This window comes from Xanthomonas bromi, from assembly GCF_900092025.1.
GTDB classification, from domain to species: Bacteria; Pseudomonadota; Gammaproteobacteria; order Xanthomonadales; family Xanthomonadaceae; genus Xanthomonas; species Xanthomonas bromi.
On sequence record NZ_FLTX01000023.1, the window covers coordinates 130,582 to 146,538 of the forward strand.

The following is a 15,957-nucleotide window of genomic DNA, read 5'->3' on the forward strand; positions in this document are numbered from 1 at the left end:
TCAGGGTGTTGCAGCGGTGGTGGCGGGCGCTGCGCCGATGTTGCGCAGGTCTGGCCAGGGCGAGTCGAGCAGCGCCAGGGGGACTGCGTCTTGAATCGTGCCGTTGGCGTAATAGCCGGTAAGGTCGGTCTGCATCTTCGCGCGCGAGGCGTCATCCAGATAGATCATGTGCCCCCCCGCATAGGTGGCAACCAGCACATCGGGATTGAAGTTGCGAATGGTGCGTAGCCGTGCGAGCTGTTTTTCGGTGCTGTAGAACGGTGTGGCGAGGTCGTGATAACCGCTGAGCGCAAGCACCTTGAGCGCGGGATTCAGACGCAGTGCGCCGAGCAGGTCGGGCAAGGTATCCGGTGCAAGCCTGCCGGCATGATGGAAATTCCAGACATTGACGATGTCCTGGTTGAATGAGGCGTAGCTGGCGTTGGGCGCGCTATAGCCCAGATAGTGTGGAAACTGCAGCGCCAATGCGTTGCTCAACGGTTGGCCGATCAGGATGTCGGAAGGGTCGTTATCGGTCTTCAGACGCGCGTCGCCGTTGGGCAGGGTCACGCGCCCGTCGTAGCGGCCGATGGTGGTACCGGGCAGCAGGCCCTTGTTGAACGATTGCAAGGAAAAATAGCCTTGCAGCGCCTGCATGCTGAGACCGGACAACGGCCGCCAACGGGTCAGCACGCGCGCCTCCGGAACCACCGGCTTGCCCAGAATGTTGGGGAAGCCGTACTGGCTCAGTACCCAGGCCTGCCCGTAACGCTGGAACTCGTCGTGCACCACACTGACGAAGGCGCGCATCTGCAATGCATAGAACTCATCGCTTGCAGTCACTTCGGTTTGCTTGTGGTACGCGGCAACCGCGGCATAGCTGGGGAATTCACCGCCAATGGTGTCGCCGCTGTATTTCATGCCTTTGGGATAATCCGGGTAATACAGTCCACCGGAAAACAGCGCGTCGGCGTAGTAGTTGAGGATCGACGATTGCAGGATGATGCCGGTGAGCCGCACGCCGGCCGATTCCAATGCCAGCGCAAGCATGGTGGAGCGCGCTGTGCCGTACGACTCGCCGTACAGATACAACGGCGCGCCGCTGCGTCGATTGGCTTGCAGATAGCGTTGGATGAAATCGCGCATCACCTGCACGTCGGCATCGCTGCTCCAGAAACTGGCATTGGTGTTGGGCAAGATCGCCTCCGACAAGCCGGTGCCGGGCGGATCGATAAACACCATGTCGGTGCTGGCGATCAGACTCTCTGCGTTGTCGACCATCGGGTAGTTGGGCCAATTCCCGAAGGCCGGCGCAGCGGTGGCCAGGCGCTTGGGCGCGAACGAGGCAAGGTGCAACAACGATGCCGATGCGCCAGGCCCACCGTTGTAAAAGAACGTAAGCGGTCGCGGCTTGCCACCACGCGCAGCTGCGGTGTAGGCCACATACGACATGGTGGCCTGCGGTTGCCCAGCGGCGTCTCGCGCAATCAGGTGGCCTGTGCGCACGCTGTAGGGCAGCGTCTGGCCTTTGCCCTGCCAGACGTGGTGCATGAGTGCAGAGCGCTCGTTGGCGACACCGGCATCCAGCCCGGCATCGGCTTTGGACGCATATGCAATGCGATCGATGTACGTCGTGTTGCCGGCGACCGCTGCCACACGCTGCTGCGCACCGGCGCCGGGCGGGACGCCAAGCAACACACCAAGCAACAACAGAAGCGTGCGTTGTGCGGAACCGGCATTGCGCTGGGACATGGTGCACCTGTGTCGGAAGTAAGGCTGTTGCATCTGGGGCAGTGATACGTGGCCTGCGGCACACCTGCCCTGGCACACCATGCACCTCGAAAGCGTGGCGTAGCGCGCGGCTCAGGCCGGCGGCGTCGACTCTGTGCAACGGACCGCTGCGCCAGCCACGCAGACACGAAACCGCGGCAGCACGCGCGAAGCGACGCGTGGACTGCACACCACCGCTGCAACGAGTTGTGACCGATTCGACAGCTGGATGCGTCATGGCGCGGCTGTCTCGCCATTTGATTTGGTCCGCCGACATGCCTGGCGCTTCAGCCATTGCGGTGACGCGAGTAGCCGCCCACTCCGCGCTGGCGGCTGCCAGCACGCGGCGTGTTCGTTCGCTCTGTGGAACGTGACCTGGGTAGTTTCGCGTCTGGACTGCCAGCGTGACGGCGTGCTTGAAGTGATCGACTCCAAATACCTGCGACTGCTGACACAACGGACAACGCGTGCGTCAGCGCAACGGACGTTCGATGCTAAACGCGCTGCGCCGCCTTCGCCTGCGCATCCTGTTGCTGCGTGACAGCTTGCTGGCCTTGTAGGGCAGGCGTGCGCTGTTCCATGAGGGCCAGCTCCCGAAACGAGGTGTCGACCGCAAAGCAATTGCTAGGGTAGTTCAGCAACTCACTCCACGCTCGCAGCCACCAGCCGTTGCCACAGTGCGGCGTTGGCCGCGTTGTCGGGTTCCAGGGTGGCCAGGATGCTGAGCGCGTGGTCTTCGTGCTCGGCGCCGTGGCGAGCGAGCATGGCCAGGGCGGCGGCGAGGCGGCCGTAGCGCAGGGCCAGGCCGAGCGGGGTCGCGAGCAAGGTGGTGTCGTGTTCGGGGCGCTGTTCGTCCAGCGCGGTGCTGAGTTGTGGCGGCAGGTCCCAGGCGCTGGCAATGGTCTTGGCCATTGCGGCGGTGTGGCGTTCGACCAGGGCAGCGGCCACCTCGAGGTTGTAGGGCACATTCGGGCGTTCGGCATAGGTGTCGCGCAAGACGCGCAGGATCACCACCGCGCCCAGGCCCTGCAGCAGGCCGGACAGTTGCCCGGACAAGGTGTCGCCGCCGCGTTCGCGCGTGTAGGCGGCGGCAGCGGTGGCGGTGCGTAGGGCGTAATCCCACACGACGGCGGGCAGGCGCGAATACAGCCCGCCATCCAGGCTCAGTACCGGCTGCATGACGGCGGCGGCGACGATCTGGCGCACGCCTTCGGTGCCGATATGCACCACCGCGCGTTCCAGGCTTTCCAGCGGGCCGCCTTGCGGGCGATACAGCGCGCTGTTGGCGATGCGCAGCAGGTTGGCCGCGAGCGCCGGGTCCTGCGCGATGATGGCGGCGATGCCACGGCCGGAAGCATCTGGGTCGTTCACCGCACGCATCAGCTGCGGCAACAGGTGCGGGCGGCGCGGCAGCAAGTGTGGGCGCAGGTCGACACGGTCGAGCGCAACGCCGACAGCGGTCAGCACCTCGGCCTGGGCGGGGTCGGTCGGCAGCTTGCCCTCGGCCAGCGAGGGTGTGGCCATCACCGCCGCATACATGCGCCGCAACAGCGGGCGCATCGGCGGCGGGTCGATCTGCAACGGCTGTGCAGACGGCGGCTGGGCGGGTGGTTGCAGCGGCGCGCCTTGCGCTTGGTCCGGCGTAGGCGGCGCGTGTGCGGTGGCCGCACTGACCGCAACCGGCCGCGCGATGCCTTTGGCCTTGGCGTCGCGGCGTCGTGCCAGCAACCACCAGATGCCCCCAGCGAGCACAACGGCACCCAGCAGTCCTGCAGCGAGCAGCAACACAGTCACGAGCATCATGGAAAAAACCGTCTGAGCAGTGCTGCGACTATCCGCGAAGCCGGTCGCGGCGGCAATGTGAGCCCGTGCCACGCGCGCTGGCGATGTGTCGGCGGATGCGCCGGTCGCCCTGCAGAGTGCGCCGCCGGGTGGTGCAGGGAGCGATGAGGGCCTGTCTTCAGACTGACCGCTGTACTGCACGTGGCACTAACACGGCAGGCACCATCATGCGTCACCAGCTGTGCAGGCCTAGAGCATCTAGGCAGCTTAAAGGGTGCAGGCATCCGCAGTTGGACCACATTCGCTTACCGACAGACACCGCGCAGCTGCGCGGTGTCTTCGTTTGTGGACGAGGTCAATACGCTGCGTGGTATCTGCTGGATGTCGCAAGCGATGCGTCCTGACGACGTTGCGGCACCGCCTGCGCTACAACGTGCCCTGCTTCCACAACCGCACGATTTCAGCCGGCGCATGTTCTTCGGGAATGCGCAGCGGTTCGCGGGCGCCGTCCCACGCGATGCTGAAATAGCGCCGGTCGCGCCCGCCGGCCTGCGGTGGGGGCAGCGCGTGCTGCATGCACTGATCCAGCACGCTGCTAAGCCGCAGCCGTTGCGCAGCGTCCAGCGTATCCATCACCAGCTGGCGCTCGCGGCGCATGGCAGGAAACGCCGCCACGCCGCCTTCGCGCGCCAGCCGCAGGATCACGCCCGTGTCCACCGGCGGCCGTTGTGGGCTCATCCGCGCACGCCCGCGTCGCGCCAGGCGTGATGCACCGCTGTGGTTTGGCTACTGTTGGCGCGGTCGTCGGCGCTGACCACGCTGACGGTCAGGGCAGCGACGGTGGGCAAGTCCGCGCCGGTAGCCGGTTCGCTGCCAGTGAGCGCGCGATACCGGATGCGCCCGGTTGTCTCCCACGCAGCCCCACCGATCGCGACGACGGCGCGGTAGAGCGCGTGGTCAGGAATGCCGGCGTTGTCGTGCACGCCGCCATCGTCCTCTTGCGTGCCGACATTACCGGTAACGGTGGCCGGTTGATCATTGCCCAGGGCGGGGGCGTCGTAGGCACTGCCGGGCGCCTGCATCGAGCGCAGCCGCACGCGCTCGATGCCGGGCATCAGCAAGCCGGCACCAACGATCCAGTCGGACCGATCGGCCCTCTCGCGCAATGCGTACATAAACGATCTTCACAATGACTGCGCTGGCGACTATGCGGGCGCCGGCTTTAGGAATTCGTTAGCCGGCGCCGATGACCGCGTGCAGCGCGCGTCGCGCGGGGTATTGCGTTCATTCCAGCGGCGACAGCGCCTGCTCGATGGGTGTCTGGCCGTCGATAAATCCCACCGTCTTGCCGATGCTGGCCGGCGTTGCCAGGACGGCGGCGATCACCTGCGCGACGTTGCCGCGCGAGACGCCGCCTTCGGCATCGCTGCCCGGGTCGCGGGCGATTCGGCCCGATGGCGGATCCGTCGTCAGCCGGCCGGGGCCGAGCACGGTCCAGTCCAGCGTGGTGCTGCGCAGGTGCGCATCGGCGGCGCCCTTGGCTTGTGCGTAGGTGAAGAACGCATCGTCCGGCCCGACGCCGTGTTCCAGCCCGGCGCCGAGATACGACACCATCACGTAGCGGCGCACGCGCGCCTGCTCGGCGGCCTGCATCGAGCGGATGGCCGCATCGCGATCCACCGCATAGGTACGCGCCGCATCGCCGCCGCCCGCACCGGCCGACCACACCACGGCATCGTGACCGGCCAGTTGCGCGGCAATGGCATCGGTCTGGGCGTGTTCGATATCGAACACCATCGGCGTGGCGCCATCGGCACTCACGTCGTCTTGGTGTGCAGGATTGCGGAACAGCGCGGTGACCTGATGCCCATCGCGCACCAACAGCGGCGTGAGCAGGCGCGCCACCTTGCCGTGGCCACCAATGACGAGAATTCGAGACATGCCCAATTCCAACAGCTACGCGCCAGCCCGGCGCGGAAGGCAGTCATGCTCGCCAATGCGGCGCTAAGGCGGTGTTATCGCGCAGGATCATCGACACAACGCGATGTGTGCATCCACCCGCATCTGCAGGCCGCGCAGATCGCGTGCCTCATGCATCGCGATCCTGCGACGCCCACGCGCGTGGCGAGCGAACCTGCCTGCCAGCATTCCCCGCGGCTGCCAGATCTAGGACACTGATGGGCCAGAGTCTGCGAGTGTTGCTGATGTCTATGTCTTCCGAGCGACGCCCGCGCGTTGGCTGTGGTGCGTTTATCCAGCGGGCCGATGGCCGACTCCTGCTGGTGCTGCGCGGACGCGCGCCCGAGCAAGGCCATTGGGGGCTGCCCGGCGGCAAGGTGGACTGGATGGAAACCGTGGAAGCCACCGTGGTGCGCGAGGTGCGCGAAGAAACCGGCCTGCAGGTGCACCCGCAGCGCGTGCTGTGCGTGGTCAGCCACTTCGAGCCGGACATGGATCCGCCGCAGCATTGGGTGGCGCCGGTGTATCTGGCCAGCATCCAGGGTCCGGAACACGCGGTGCTGTGCGAACCGCAGGTGCTGCTGGAACTCGGTTGGTTCGCACTCGACGCCTTGCCCACTCCATTGACCCGCTCGGCCATGCAGGCGGTGCGGCAGGTGCAGGCCGAGCGCGCTGCCACACGGCAATGACCGCGTTACAGCGGCGCTGAGGCGATCGCGCTGCGGGCACGCCCTGCACCGCGCGCATCACATGGATGTTGTCGCCGCGCTCGGCTATTTTCTGCGCCGCCCGAGCGAGGGGACAGCGTGCCCGGTGGATCGAAACGCACGGCCGGGATGCCGCACGACTGCGTGGTGCCCGGCCACTCATCAGGGGAAACGAATGGAATCGCTTTATCCGCAAGGCCCGGCCGTGGTGCCGGAACAGCTGACTGCGCCCAGCAGCAACTATCGCCGCAACGCCTGGCTGGCCATGCTCGGGCTGGGCGGCTTCATCGCCGTGTATCTGGGTTTGCTGGTGTGGTTCGGCTGGACCGCCTACCGATTGGTGGCCGGCTTGCTGCAGAGCTCCGGTGGCGAGCAGGCGTTCTGGTTGTGGGTGGTGGCCGCAGGCGCGGCGTTTCTGCAGAACGCAGGCTATCTTCCCCGGCTCAACGCGCCTGGGAGGGCACGACATGGCACGTGCTTGGCGAAAGGAACTGCGCGCACTTGCATTCATGGCGACTGCGCTTGCCTTCGAGCTGCGCCAGTTTCCACCGATCCTGCTGGTCACCGCCACGCGCGCTGCCGAGCTGAGCACGGCGGCGTATACGCACGCGCGCCTGGTGGACCTGGGCCGCGAATCGGATCTGCATGTCTGGGACGGGTTGGGACATGCCTTCCACCTGACCGACACGCTGCCGGAAAGCCAGCAGGCGCTACGCGTCATCGCGCGCTGTTTCAGCAAGCATCTGGCGCTGCCGCCGCCGCAGTTCGACGCGCCGCACTAACGCCATGCTGACGCCGATTAGGCGCAATGCTTACGTCTTCTCGCCTAGCTTGAGACGCACTGGCGCTGCAGTTGCAGCGTCACTATCGACCAGGAGAAATCGGATGAGTCTGCAAATTCCTCAGGGCGCCTTGGTAGTCGTGGCCGACGGTGGCGAAGCCCGTTGGTTTACCAATACCGGGAGCGAATCCAAGGTCGTGCTGCGCCAGCACGCGCGCACCGACGTGCAGAACGTCGATGACGACGGCCCGGCCGGCAAGGCACCGCGCGACCTCACCGAGGCAGACCTGGACGAAATGACCTTTGCCAAGCAGCTGTCGCTCGCCTTGAACGATGGCGCCCTGAAGCACGAATACACCCATTTGGTACTGGTGGCCGACCCGACCACGCTGGGCCGGGTGCGCCCGTTGCTGCACAAGGAAACCCAGCAGCGTCTGGTGGGCGACCTGGCCAAGGATCTGACCAACCTGCCGCTGGAAGATATCCAGCGCGCCCTGTCATAACGCAGCGGAGCATCCACACCATGGGGTTCGTTCGCGCGTACGCCACCCAGGCACCGGAACGCAGCGCGGTGGATGCACAGACCGGCCTGCAAGTGCTGGAATTCGGCACCGACTGGTGCGGCCACTGCATCGCCGCGCAGCCGCTGCTGCAAAAGCTGCTGGGTGTGTACGAGACGGTCGATTACCGCAAGATCGAAGATGGAAAAGGGCGGCCGTTGGGCCGCTCTTTTCGCGTCACGCTGTGGCCCACGATCATCCTGCTGCGCGATGGCGAAGAACTGGCGCGTGCCGTCAGACCACAGACGCGCGAAGATCTGCACGCCATGTTGTCGGTGCTGGACGCGGGCTGATCGCCTGCAGCGGTGCACGGCGTTGGCGCGCGCTTGAGTGCACGCAGTCGCCCGGCGCCTGCGCAGTCGTTTTCTTGGTGACTGTAGGAAGCGGGTACGCGCTGCGTTACTGCTGATGCAGCTGCTGCCTCGAGACCAGGCTTGCCTGAATCCGTCGCAGCATTTTGTGCATGGAGTCCTGTGGCGCGCGTGTCCTGCACATCGCTCGCTCTTCACCCATGCGCTGAAAACAGGCAATTTTCAGCACTTTACGCAGTCACGCCTGCAACGCTCTGCGTGCTGTAGTACCATGCCGTGCTGATCAAGCCCTGGGCATTGCCCATCCCTTGGTCGTCTGTCCCGCAGCGTCGCTGACTCCATGCGGCCGTCCGGGAATGCCTCCGGTGTCATCCAGTGCAATGCGCTGTCGTGCTTGCGTGATGTGCCGTGTCCTGTGCAGTACCAGGGCGAGGGGGCAGCGATGGCCTGCGTCCGACGAGAAATCCGAGGCGCGACTTATGGAGACCACAGATGCACGATGCCCGCGCGATGCGTTCGCACTTCGGCTGGTTCAAACGCCGCCGCCAACTGCAACTGGATGATGTCACCGTGGTGGACCGCGGCATGCTGCGCAGGGCCGTGGGCGCCGCTGCGCTGGGCAATGCGATGGAGTGGTTCGACTTCGGCGTGTACGGCTATCTCGCGGTGACGCTGGGCCAGGTGTTCTTCCCGGCCAGTAACCCGACTGCGCAGTTGATCGCCACCTTTGCCACCTTCACCGTGGCCTTTCTGGTGCGGCCGATCGGCGGCATGGTCTTCGGCCCGCTCGGCGACCGTTACGGGCGCCAGAAAGTGCTGGCGGCCACGATGATCCTGATGGCCTTGGGCACCTTCAGCATCGGCCTGATTCCGGCCTACGAGCGCATCGGCCTGTGGGCGCCGGCACTGCTGCTGCTGGCGCGTCTGCTGCAGGGGTTTTCCACCGGCGGCGAATACGGTGGCGCGGCCACCTTCATTGCCGAATACGCCACCGACCGCAATCGCGGCCTGATGGGCAGCTGGCTGGAATTCGGCACGCTCGGCGGTTACATCGCCGGCGCAGCCACCGTCACCGCCTTGCACATGAGCGTGACCCCGGCGCAGATGCTCGACTGGGGTTGGCGCGTGCCGTTCCTGATCGCCGGCCCGCTCGGTCTGCTCGGTCTGTACATGCGCATGAAGCTGGAAGAAACCCCGGCATTTCGCGCCTACACCGAACACTCCGAACAGCGCGAACGAAAGACCGCTGCGCAAGGCCTGATGACGTTGCTGCGCCTGCATTGGCCGCAACTGCTCAAGTGTGTGGGGCTGGTGCTGGTGTTCAACGTCACCGACTACATGCTACTGACCTATATGCCCAGCTATCTCAGCGTCACCATGGGCTACGCCGAGAGCAAGGGCTTGTTGCTGATCATCCTGGTCATGCTGGTGATGATGCCGCTCAACATCGTCGGTGGCCTGTTCAGCGACAAACTGGGTCGACGGCCGATGATCATCGGTGCCTGCATCGCACTGTTCGCGCTGGCGATCCCGTGCCTGTTGCTGATCGGCAGCGGTCACGATGGGTTGATCTTCGCCGGGCTGATGCTGCTCGGACTGGCGCTGGTGTGCTTCACCAGTTCGATGCCGTCCACCTTGCCGGCGCTGTTCTACACGCCGGTGCGCTACAGCGCGTTGTCGATCGGCTTCAACGTCTCGGTCTCGCTGTTCGGCGGCACCACGCCGTTGGTCACCGCCTGGCTCGTAGAGCGTACCGGCGACCCGCTGGTGCCGGCCTACTACCTGATGGGGGCGGCGGCGATTGGCTTGCTGACCATGCTGTTCGTGCGTGAAACCGCAGGGCTGCCGTTACGCGGCTCGCCGCCGGCGGTGGCCAGCGATGCCGAAGCGCGCGCACTGTTGCAGGCCAACAGCCCGGTGACGGTGGATGCGCAGTTGCCGGTCAATACGGCGTCATCGATGGGCCAGCCGCGTACGGCGTGAGCTAGCTGCATTGCACGGCATGCCTCTGGTGCAGGCGCATGTAGTGCAGCAGCGCATGCGGTTGCGCGTGACGCAGGCGATCGCGTTCGTTGCGCGCTGATACCGGCTTGCGCATTGAGCGGTGGCCAGCCAGATCGAAGCTGGCGTCGTCCAGGTGACGGACGTGCTGCAGGCAATACCCGCCGCGTGCAAGGCTTGCACGCTGTTGCCAGGGTTCTACGCAGCGCAATGAACGACGCTGACGTTTGCCTTTGCGGTCTTCAGCGCGGGGCGTGCGCGTGTTGCTCCAGCGATTCGGGCATGCGCATATCGACCGAGGGCGCGCCCTCGCCGGTTTCCACATAGCGTTTGAGGCTGCTGCCCAGGAAGAAACGCCAGCCGCGCGCGCAGGCCTCTTTGCACGGCGAGTCGCGGTAGCCGGACTGCACGAAATCCACCTGCGTGCCCTGGCTGGTGGAGCGCAGTTCGAAGCGCATCACCGTGCCTTTCCAGGCATCGGTGTCGAGCATGTTGGAATCGTGGCAGCGCCAGCACACCAGCTGATGATCGGCGCCGGCATCGATGCTCAATTCCACCCGCCAGCCTTGCCGGCTCCAGTCCAGGCGCACCAGATCGTCGGCCAGGCTCACTTCGCGGGTCCACCAATGCGCAAACTTCCGGGGCTCGGACAACGCAGCAGAGACCACTTCCGGCGCTGCGGCAATGACGATACTGTGGCGGATCTCGCGATTCATCTGGTGAGCAATCACTGCTTGGACGCCGATGATCCCGTATTTTAACAGCCAATTGCATGCCAGGCCCAGCATCTCCGGTTCGCTTGTGCGGCACTCACATCGCGCTGGGTACCATCGGCCAGGTCCCAATCATGATGAGCAGGCATGACAACGCTTCCGATACCGATGATGGACGCTGCCGCGCGGCGCGATCTGGCCACGGCCCACGCATTGCTGGAAAACCCCGGCGTGGCAGCGCAACTGGCCAATGCGCTGGGCGCGCCGATCGAGAGCCTGATCACCAAGCGGCTCCCCGGGATGGTGACCCGCAGCATCGATGGCATCACCCGCCGCGCGCTGCAGGTGGCGATGAAATCGGCGTTGTTGAGCCTGCGCGGCAAGACCAATGCGCAGCAGCCGGCATCCACCGCGCGGCACACATTGGCGGTGGCAGTTGCTGGCGGCGCAGGCGGGTTTTTCGGCCTGCCGGGGTTGATGGTGGAGTTGCCGGTGACCACCACAGTGATGCTGCGCTCCATCGCCGATATCGCCCGTGCCGAAGGCGAATCGCTGCACGACCCTGAAACCGCGCTGGCCTGCCTGGAAGTGCTGGCGCATGGAGGACGCCGTGCCAGCGACGATGGCGCCGAATCGGGCTATTTCGCAGTGCGTGCGGCGATGGCGCAGCAATTGAGCGCTGCGGCCAGTTATGTGGCGGCGCACGGCTTCGCGAGCAAGGGTGCACCGGCACTGGTGTCGTTGGTGTCGCGCGTGGCGGCGAGGTTTTCGGTGAATGTGGGCGAAAAGCTCGCCGTGCAGGCAGTGCCGCTGGTGGGTGCAGTCAGTGGCGCCACGCTCAATACCGTATTCATGCGTCACTTCCAGGCGATGGCGCGCGGGCATTTCATCGTGCGCCGCCTGGAGCGCCGCTTTGGCGAAGATGCGGTGCGGCGCGCCTATGAGGCGTTGCCGCCGCCGCGCTGATCCGGAGCACTGCAGGCGAACGGCGCCATGTCGGTGCCCTCATCGTGCATCGACTGTCACGGCGACGGCCGAGGCGTGCGCAATGCGGCGCAGGTAAACGGCAGCGGCATCGTGTTTGCCGAACCGGTGTCGCCGAAGGATTGGCGCGCGCCATAATCGGTGCAACCACGACAGACGACGATGATGAGCAAACCTTTTTCGCCAGCCTCCGCACGCAACCGCGATCCGATTCTGGAAGTAGTGCGCACGCACTTTGCCGACCGGCAGCACGTGCTGGAAATCGGCGCGGGCACCGGGCAGCACGCAGTGCATTTCGCGGCGGCGATGCCGTGGTTGCAGTGGCAGGCCAGCGACCACGCCGATCATCTGCCGGGCATGCAGCAATGGCTGGACGAAGCGGCACTGCCGAATACGCCGCCGCCCATTCCATTGCAGGCCGTGCTGGCGCCCGTGCCCGGGCTTGCACCGCCGCCCAGCTTGCCGGTGCTGGCTGACGGCCAGCGCGGCTTCGATGCGATCTACAGCGCCAACACCTTGCACATCATGGGCTGGCCGCAGGTGCACGCCTTGTTCGCCGGATTGCCTGCGGTGATGGCGGCAGGTGCGGTGGTGGCGATCTACGGGCCATTCAACCGCAACGGGCAGTTCACCAGCGCCAGCAATCGCGCCTTCGACGCGATGTTGCGCGAGCGCGACCCTGCAGCGGGCATCCGCGATGCCGAAGCGGTGGATGCGTTGGCGGCATCGGTGGGATTACAGTTGATCGACGATGTGGCATTGCCGGCGAACAATCATTGCCGGGTGTGGCGGCGGGCAACGGCTGAGAGTTGAATCACCGGCTCGGCACTCCTGCTGCCAACGCGACGTCCCCCCATCCTGAGTAGCAGTCGGGTTTAGAGTCCAGGGTTGATGATATCGCTATTGGCCAACTGCTGGGCATAGGCCGCCGGCGTCATTCTGCCGATTGTTTTCTTGGGACGGTGTTGGTTGTACTCGCGACGCCACCGTTCGATGTCGGTGCGCGCATGCAGCAGCGTTGGGAACCAATGTTCGTTGAGGCATTCGTCGCGTAGCCTGCCGTTGAAGGATTCGACGTAGGCATTCTGGTTCGGTTTGCCAGGCTGGATCTGGCGTAGCTGCACACGATTGGCATGCGCCCAGGCGACCATGGCCTTGCCACAGAACTCCTTGCCGTTGTCCGTGCGGATCATCTGCGGCAGGCCACGACTGTGTGCCAACCGATCCAGCACGCGCACAACGCCGTGTCCCGAGATCGCACGCTCCACGTCGATGGCGACCACTTCGTGGGTGGCGTCGTCCGCAATCACCAGACACTTGATTGCCCTGCCTTCGGCGGTGCGGTCGAACACGAAGTCCAACCACACCTGGTCGGCCTTGGTAGGCCGCAACAACGGCGCACGCTCGCCTACCGGCACCTTTTTACGCTTGCGGCGGCGGACCTGCAGCTGCTGCTCGCAATACAGCCGCTCCACCCGCTTATAGTTCACGAGACGACCTTCCTGCCGCAGCTTGAGATAAATCATCCCCACGCCATAGCGGCGATGGCGATGCGCCAACGCAAGGATGCGCTCGCGCAACGCAACGTTGCGGTCCTCGCGCGGACAATAGCGCAGCGCACTGGCGCTCATGCCGATCGCCGCCAGGGCGCAGCGCTCGCTGGCGCCACCTTCGATCCACTCGCGCACCAGCGCACGACGCGCCGGTGCGCTCACCATTTTTTTGCAGCGCATCCTTGATCAGGTCGTGTTGGAACACCTGCTCGGCCAGCAACTTCTTCAGCCGCGTGTTCTCGGCCTCCACGTCCTTGAGCCGCTTGGCATCGGGCACGCTCATGCCGCCGAACTTGCTGCGCCACAGGTAGTACGAGGCCTCACTGAAGCCATGCCGTCGGCATAGATCCTTGATCGCCACACCGGCCTCGGCTTCGCGCAGGAAGCCGATGATCTGCTCTTCGGAAAAACGCTTCTTCACGTCCAATCTCCTCGGGATAGGGAATTGGACTCCAAACAGATGTGCTACTCAAACTCGGGGGGACGTCGTGGAAATCACACCAGCACAATTTTCCCTCATCGAGCACTGCCTGCCGGCGCAGCGCGGCAATGTCGGCATGACCAACCTGCAAGTGGTCAACGCCATCCTCTACGTTGCCGAGCTGCAAATCGCGCGGCCTGCCCAAGCGTTTTGGCAATTGGCATACGGTGTACACACGCATGAACCGTTGGGCCAAGGCAGGTGTGCTGGACCGGATGTTTGCTGAACTGCAGAAGTCCCAGATCGTACGCATCAAAATCGAGGCAGTCTCGCTGGACTCCACCAGCATCAAGGTGCATCCCGATGGGACTGGCGCCCTAAAAAAAACGGCCCACAAGCCATCGGTAAGTCGCGCGGTGGATGGAACACCAAGATTCATATGGTTGCCGCAGATGCTCGAACAGCCATCACGTTCGGATTAACGCCTGGCAATGCGCATGACGCACCTGCGGGCCGCACGTTGCTTGAACATCGGGGGCCTGTGGAGCGACCGATTCATTTGCTGATGGATCGTGCTTACGAGGGCAACGAGACACGCCAACTGGCGCTCGATCTTGGCTACGTGCCGGTGGTCCCGCCCAAAGCCAACCGGGTAGAGCCTTGGGAGTACAACCGCGAAATGTACAAGCGGCGCAACGAAGTGGAGAGGCTGTTCCGTCGCTTGAAAGGCGAGCGCCGGATTTTCTCGCGCTTCGACAAGCTGGATGTCATGTTCCTCGGATTCCTGAGCTTCGTTCTTGTCGTTGATGGACTTCGGATGTGTTAACAGGCCCTAGGTCAACTCCAGAGAGTTTTGACCACAGGAGCGCATCTTGCCCAGCAAATGCCACGAAGTCTTTTGCGTTCACGCGGTACGTTTTCGCACTCACGGATCAACTCCTTCTTAAGCGACCCGGCTGCGGACCAATTCCGCTGCCTGCCGGCAATACTTCATCCGTCAATCGTCGGTGACGAAGCGGAGATGACCTCGAGTGAACCGATTTTCTATTTCGCTCCAGCACTGCTGTAGGCATGACACCCAGGGATTTGGGTGTCATGCACATGGTGCCAGGTATCAGAGAACTTACGGGCCAAGCCTCAGCCCTGCGCCTTGTCGAACTCCACGTGATACCGCGTCGCCTCATGCACTTCGTTCTTCGAGCCCAAAAACACCGGCACGCGCTGGTGCAGCTGCGTCGGTTGGATGTCCAGGATGCGTTCGCGCCCGGTGGTGGCGGCGCCGCCGGCTTGTTCCACCAGCATGCTCATCGGGTTGGCTTCGTACATCAGGCGCAGCTTGCCGGGCTTGCTCGGATCCTTCTTGTCCCACGGGTAGATGAAGATGCCGCCGCGGGTGAGGATGCGGTGCACGTCGGCCACCATGCTGGCGATCCAGCGCATGTTGAAGTCCTTGCCGCGCGTGCCGTCCTTACCGGCCAGCAGATCGCCCGCATAGGCCTGCATCGCCGGTTCCCAGTGGCGCTGGTTGGACATGTTGATGGCGTATTCGGCGGTGTCGTCGGGCACGCGCATGTTGGCCTGGGTCAGCAGGAAGCTGCCTTCCTCGCGCTCCAGGGTGAAGGCGTGGGTGCCGTGGCCGAGCGTGAGTACCAGCATGGTGCTGGGGCCGTAGATGCAGTAGCCGGCGGCGACCTGTTGGGTGCCCGGCTGCAGAAAGTGCTCATCGCCCGGCTTTTCGGTGCCCTTGGGGGCGCGCAGTACCGAGAAGATGGTGCCCACCGAAACGTTGACGTCGATGTTGGAGCTGCCGTCGAGCGGGTCGAACAGCAGCAGGAAATCGCCGCTGGGGTATTGGTCGGGCACCGGCTGGCTGTGATCCATTTCTTCGGAGGCGCACGCGGCCAGGTGGCCGCCCCAGGCGTTGGCTTCGAGCAGGATGTCGTTGCTCAGCACATCGAGCTTTTTCTGCGCCTCGCCTTGCACGTTGCCGGTGCCGGCATCGCCCAGCACGCCGCCCAGTGCGCCCTTACTCACCGCGATGGAAATGCGCTTGCAGGCGCGCGAGACGATGGTGATCAGCTGGCGCAATTCCGCATCGATACGGCCGGCGTGTTGTTCTTCGATCAGGAAGCGGGTCAGCGAGGGACGCGACATGGGGGCGGGCAGTCTGTGTAGGAAGTGGGCCGCCATTGTCGCCATTGCGCCGTTAGATTTCGATCACTTGCTGCGCGTTTGGCCGCGTGGATGATCGAATATGTGCGAATGGGCGGTTTGGATGAGGAGTGCAGTGTGCATCCTCATCGACCCTGTGGGCACCTTGTCCCGCAGGCGGGGGAAGGGAGCTGGTACGCAGGCGCTGCCCGTTGCAGCTTGCGGCCTTGGGCTCTTGCAAGCGAGAACATCAGGCAAGCGACGCGCGGCCGATGCCCTGCCTTC

14 protein-coding genes and 4 pseudogenes are annotated in these 15,957 nt (G+C 64.6%); 10 read left to right on the forward strand and 8 right to left on the reverse strand.

The window, feature by feature from the left end; translation table 11 throughout:
- The 5 genes and pseudogenes from XBLMG947_RS08245 to XBLMG947_RS08265 form a co-directional block, all read right to left on the reverse strand.
- Positions 1-1,731: a S10 family serine carboxypeptidase-like protein gene (locus XBLMG947_RS08245; protein ID WP_065467620.1), complete on the reverse strand. Its 1,731-nt coding sequence runs from the start codon at positions 1,729-1,731 to the stop codon at positions 1-3.
- 660 nt (positions 1,732-2,391) lie between these two features.
- Positions 2,392-3,552 (reverse strand): HDOD domain-containing protein, encoded by a 1,161-nt coding sequence (locus XBLMG947_RS08250; protein ID WP_065467622.1) that lies wholly within the window; start codon positions 3,550-3,552, stop codon positions 2,392-2,394.
- Positions 3,553-3,957: 405 nt separating this feature from the next.
- Positions 3,958-4,269 carry a protealysin inhibitor emfourin gene (locus XBLMG947_RS08255; RefSeq protein ID WP_065467624.1) on the reverse strand — a complete coding sequence of 104 codons (312 nt, stop codon included), beginning with the start codon at positions 4,267-4,269 and terminating at the stop codon, positions 3,958-3,960.
- Positions 4,266-4,703, reverse strand: a pseudogene (locus tag XBLMG947_RS08260) (M4 family metallopeptidase); the annotation flags it as partial. The gene XBLMG947_RS08255 and the pseudogene XBLMG947_RS08260, both read right to left, overlap by 4 nt.
- A 112-nt stretch (positions 4,704-4,815) precedes the next feature.
- Positions 4,816-5,472 carry an SDR family oxidoreductase gene (locus XBLMG947_RS08265; RefSeq protein ID WP_065467692.1) on the reverse strand — a complete coding sequence of 219 codons (657 nt, stop codon included), beginning with the start codon at positions 5,470-5,472 and terminating at the stop codon, positions 4,816-4,818.
- A gap of 236 nt (positions 5,473-5,708) precedes the next feature.
- Between XBLMG947_RS08265 and XBLMG947_RS08270 the strand changes: the two genes are divergently transcribed.
- From XBLMG947_RS08270 to proP, 6 genes and pseudogenes are all read left to right on the forward strand, one after another.
- Positions 5,709-6,179, forward strand: coding sequence for an NUDIX domain-containing protein (locus tag XBLMG947_RS08270; RefSeq protein WP_065467625.1), 471 nt, complete (start codon positions 5,709-5,711; stop codon positions 6,177-6,179).
- Positions 6,180-6,240: 61 nt separating this feature from the next.
- Positions 6,241-6,615: pseudogene (locus tag XBLMG947_RS24125) on the forward strand (hypothetical protein); the annotation flags it as partial.
- A 115-nt stretch (positions 6,616-6,730) separates the two neighbouring features.
- Positions 6,731-6,979, forward strand: a pseudogene (locus XBLMG947_RS08275) (alpha/beta hydrolase); the annotation flags it as partial.
- Positions 6,980-7,082: 103 nt separating this feature from the next.
- The gene (locus XBLMG947_RS08280; RefSeq protein ID WP_065467627.1) at positions 7,083-7,481 is read left to right on the forward strand and encodes a host attachment family protein; all 399 of its coding nucleotides are present in this window, start codon (positions 7,083-7,085) and stop codon (positions 7,479-7,481) included.
- A 20-nt stretch (positions 7,482-7,501) separates the two neighbouring features.
- A complete protein-coding gene (locus tag XBLMG947_RS08285; RefSeq protein ID WP_065467629.1) occupies positions 7,502-7,831 on the forward strand; it encodes a thioredoxin family protein in 330 nt (109 codons plus the stop codon).
- A gap of 510 nt (positions 7,832-8,341) precedes the next feature.
- Positions 8,342-9,832 carry a glycine betaine/L-proline transporter ProP gene (gene proP, locus XBLMG947_RS08290; protein ID WP_065467631.1) on the forward strand — a complete coding sequence of 497 codons (1,491 nt, stop codon included), beginning with the start codon at positions 8,342-8,344 and terminating at the stop codon, positions 9,830-9,832.
- Between the two features lie 260 nt (positions 9,833-10,092).
- Here the strand turns inward: proP and XBLMG947_RS08295 are convergent, their stop codons facing one another.
- Positions 10,093-10,566 (reverse strand): SRPBCC family protein, encoded by a 474-nt coding sequence (locus XBLMG947_RS08295; protein ID WP_065467696.1) that lies wholly within the window; start codon positions 10,564-10,566, stop codon positions 10,093-10,095.
- A gap of 168 nt (positions 10,567-10,734) precedes the next feature.
- Here XBLMG947_RS08295 and XBLMG947_RS08300 point away from each other — a divergent pair, with 168 nt between their 5' ends.
- From XBLMG947_RS08300 to XBLMG947_RS08305, 3 genes are read left to right on the forward strand one after another with little or no spacing between them, the layout of a single operon-like run.
- Positions 10,735-11,529 (forward strand): EcsC family protein, encoded by a 795-nt coding sequence (locus tag XBLMG947_RS08300; RefSeq protein ID WP_065467698.1) that lies wholly within the window; start codon positions 10,735-10,737, stop codon positions 11,527-11,529.
- A 27-nt stretch (positions 11,530-11,556) separates the two neighbouring features.
- Positions 11,557-11,685 (forward strand): hypothetical protein, encoded by a 129-nt coding sequence (locus XBLMG947_RS23930; protein WP_258077736.1) that lies wholly within the window; start codon positions 11,557-11,559, stop codon positions 11,683-11,685.
- A gap of 24 nt (positions 11,686-11,709) precedes the next feature.
- Positions 11,710-12,360 (forward strand): DUF938 domain-containing protein, encoded by a 651-nt coding sequence (locus tag XBLMG947_RS08305; protein WP_065467633.1) that lies wholly within the window; start codon positions 11,710-11,712, stop codon positions 12,358-12,360.
- A 62-nt stretch (positions 12,361-12,422) separates the two neighbouring features.
- Here XBLMG947_RS08305 and XBLMG947_RS08310 read toward each other — a convergent pair.
- Positions 12,423-13,521 (reverse strand): IS3 family transposase gene (locus XBLMG947_RS08310; RefSeq protein ID WP_181093145.1). Its coding sequence is split into 2 segments (ribosomal slippage): positions 12,423-13,272 and positions 13,271-13,521, totalling 1,101 coding nucleotides; the frame shifts between segments, so codons are not numbered across the junction.
- A gap of 67 nt (positions 13,522-13,588) precedes the next feature.
- Between XBLMG947_RS08310 and XBLMG947_RS08320 the strand changes: the two are divergent.
- Positions 13,589-14,347: pseudogene (locus XBLMG947_RS08320) on the forward strand (IS5 family transposase).
- A 311-nt stretch (positions 14,348-14,658) separates the two neighbouring features.
- On the opposite strand, the gene XBLMG947_RS08325 reads toward XBLMG947_RS08320, so the two are convergent.
- Complete coding sequence (locus XBLMG947_RS08325) at positions 14,659-15,675, reverse strand: class 1 fructose-bisphosphatase (RefSeq protein WP_065467638.1); 1,017 nt, start codon at positions 15,673-15,675, stop codon at positions 14,659-14,661.
- Positions 15,676-15,957 lie beyond the last annotated feature (282 nt).

Coding starts and splice junctions, on each gene's coding strand:
- proP (WP_065467631.1), top strand. CDS start 8,342: ATGCACGATGCCCGCGCGATGCGTTCGCACTTCGGCTGGTTCAAACGC.
- XBLMG947_RS08325 (WP_065467638.1), bottom strand. CDS start 15,675: ATGTCGCGTCCCTCGCTGACCCGCTTCCTGATCGAAGAACAACACGCC.
- XBLMG947_RS08245 (WP_065467620.1), bottom strand. CDS start 1,731: ATGTCCCAGCGCAATGCCGGTTCCGCACAACGCACGCTTCTGTTGTTG.
- XBLMG947_RS08305 (WP_065467633.1), top strand. CDS start 11,710: ATGATGAGCAAACCTTTTTCGCCAGCCTCCGCACGCAACCGCGATCCG.
- XBLMG947_RS08270 (WP_065467625.1), top strand. CDS start 5,709: ATGGGCCAGAGTCTGCGAGTGTTGCTGATGTCTATGTCTTCCGAGCGA.
- XBLMG947_RS08265 (WP_065467692.1), bottom strand. CDS start 5,472: ATGTCTCGAATTCTCGTCATTGGTGGCCACGGCAAGGTGGCGCGCCTG.
- XBLMG947_RS08285 (WP_065467629.1), top strand. CDS start 7,502: ATGGGGTTCGTTCGCGCGTACGCCACCCAGGCACCGGAACGCAGCGCG.
- XBLMG947_RS08250 (WP_065467622.1), bottom strand. CDS start 3,552: ATGATGCTCGTGACTGTGTTGCTGCTCGCTGCAGGACTGCTGGGTGCC.
- XBLMG947_RS23930 (WP_258077736.1), top strand. CDS start 11,557: ATGTCGGTGCCCTCATCGTGCATCGACTGTCACGGCGACGGCCGAGGC.
- XBLMG947_RS08255 (WP_065467624.1), bottom strand. CDS start 4,269: ATGAGCCCACAACGGCCGCCGGTGGACACGGGCGTGATCCTGCGGCTG.
- XBLMG947_RS08280 (WP_065467627.1), top strand. CDS start 7,083: ATGAGTCTGCAAATTCCTCAGGGCGCCTTGGTAGTCGTGGCCGACGGT.
- XBLMG947_RS08295 (WP_065467696.1), bottom strand. CDS start 10,566: ATGAATCGCGAGATCCGCCACAGTATCGTCATTGCCGCAGCGCCGGAA.
- XBLMG947_RS08300 (WP_065467698.1), top strand. CDS start 10,735: ATGGACGCTGCCGCGCGGCGCGATCTGGCCACGGCCCACGCATTGCTG.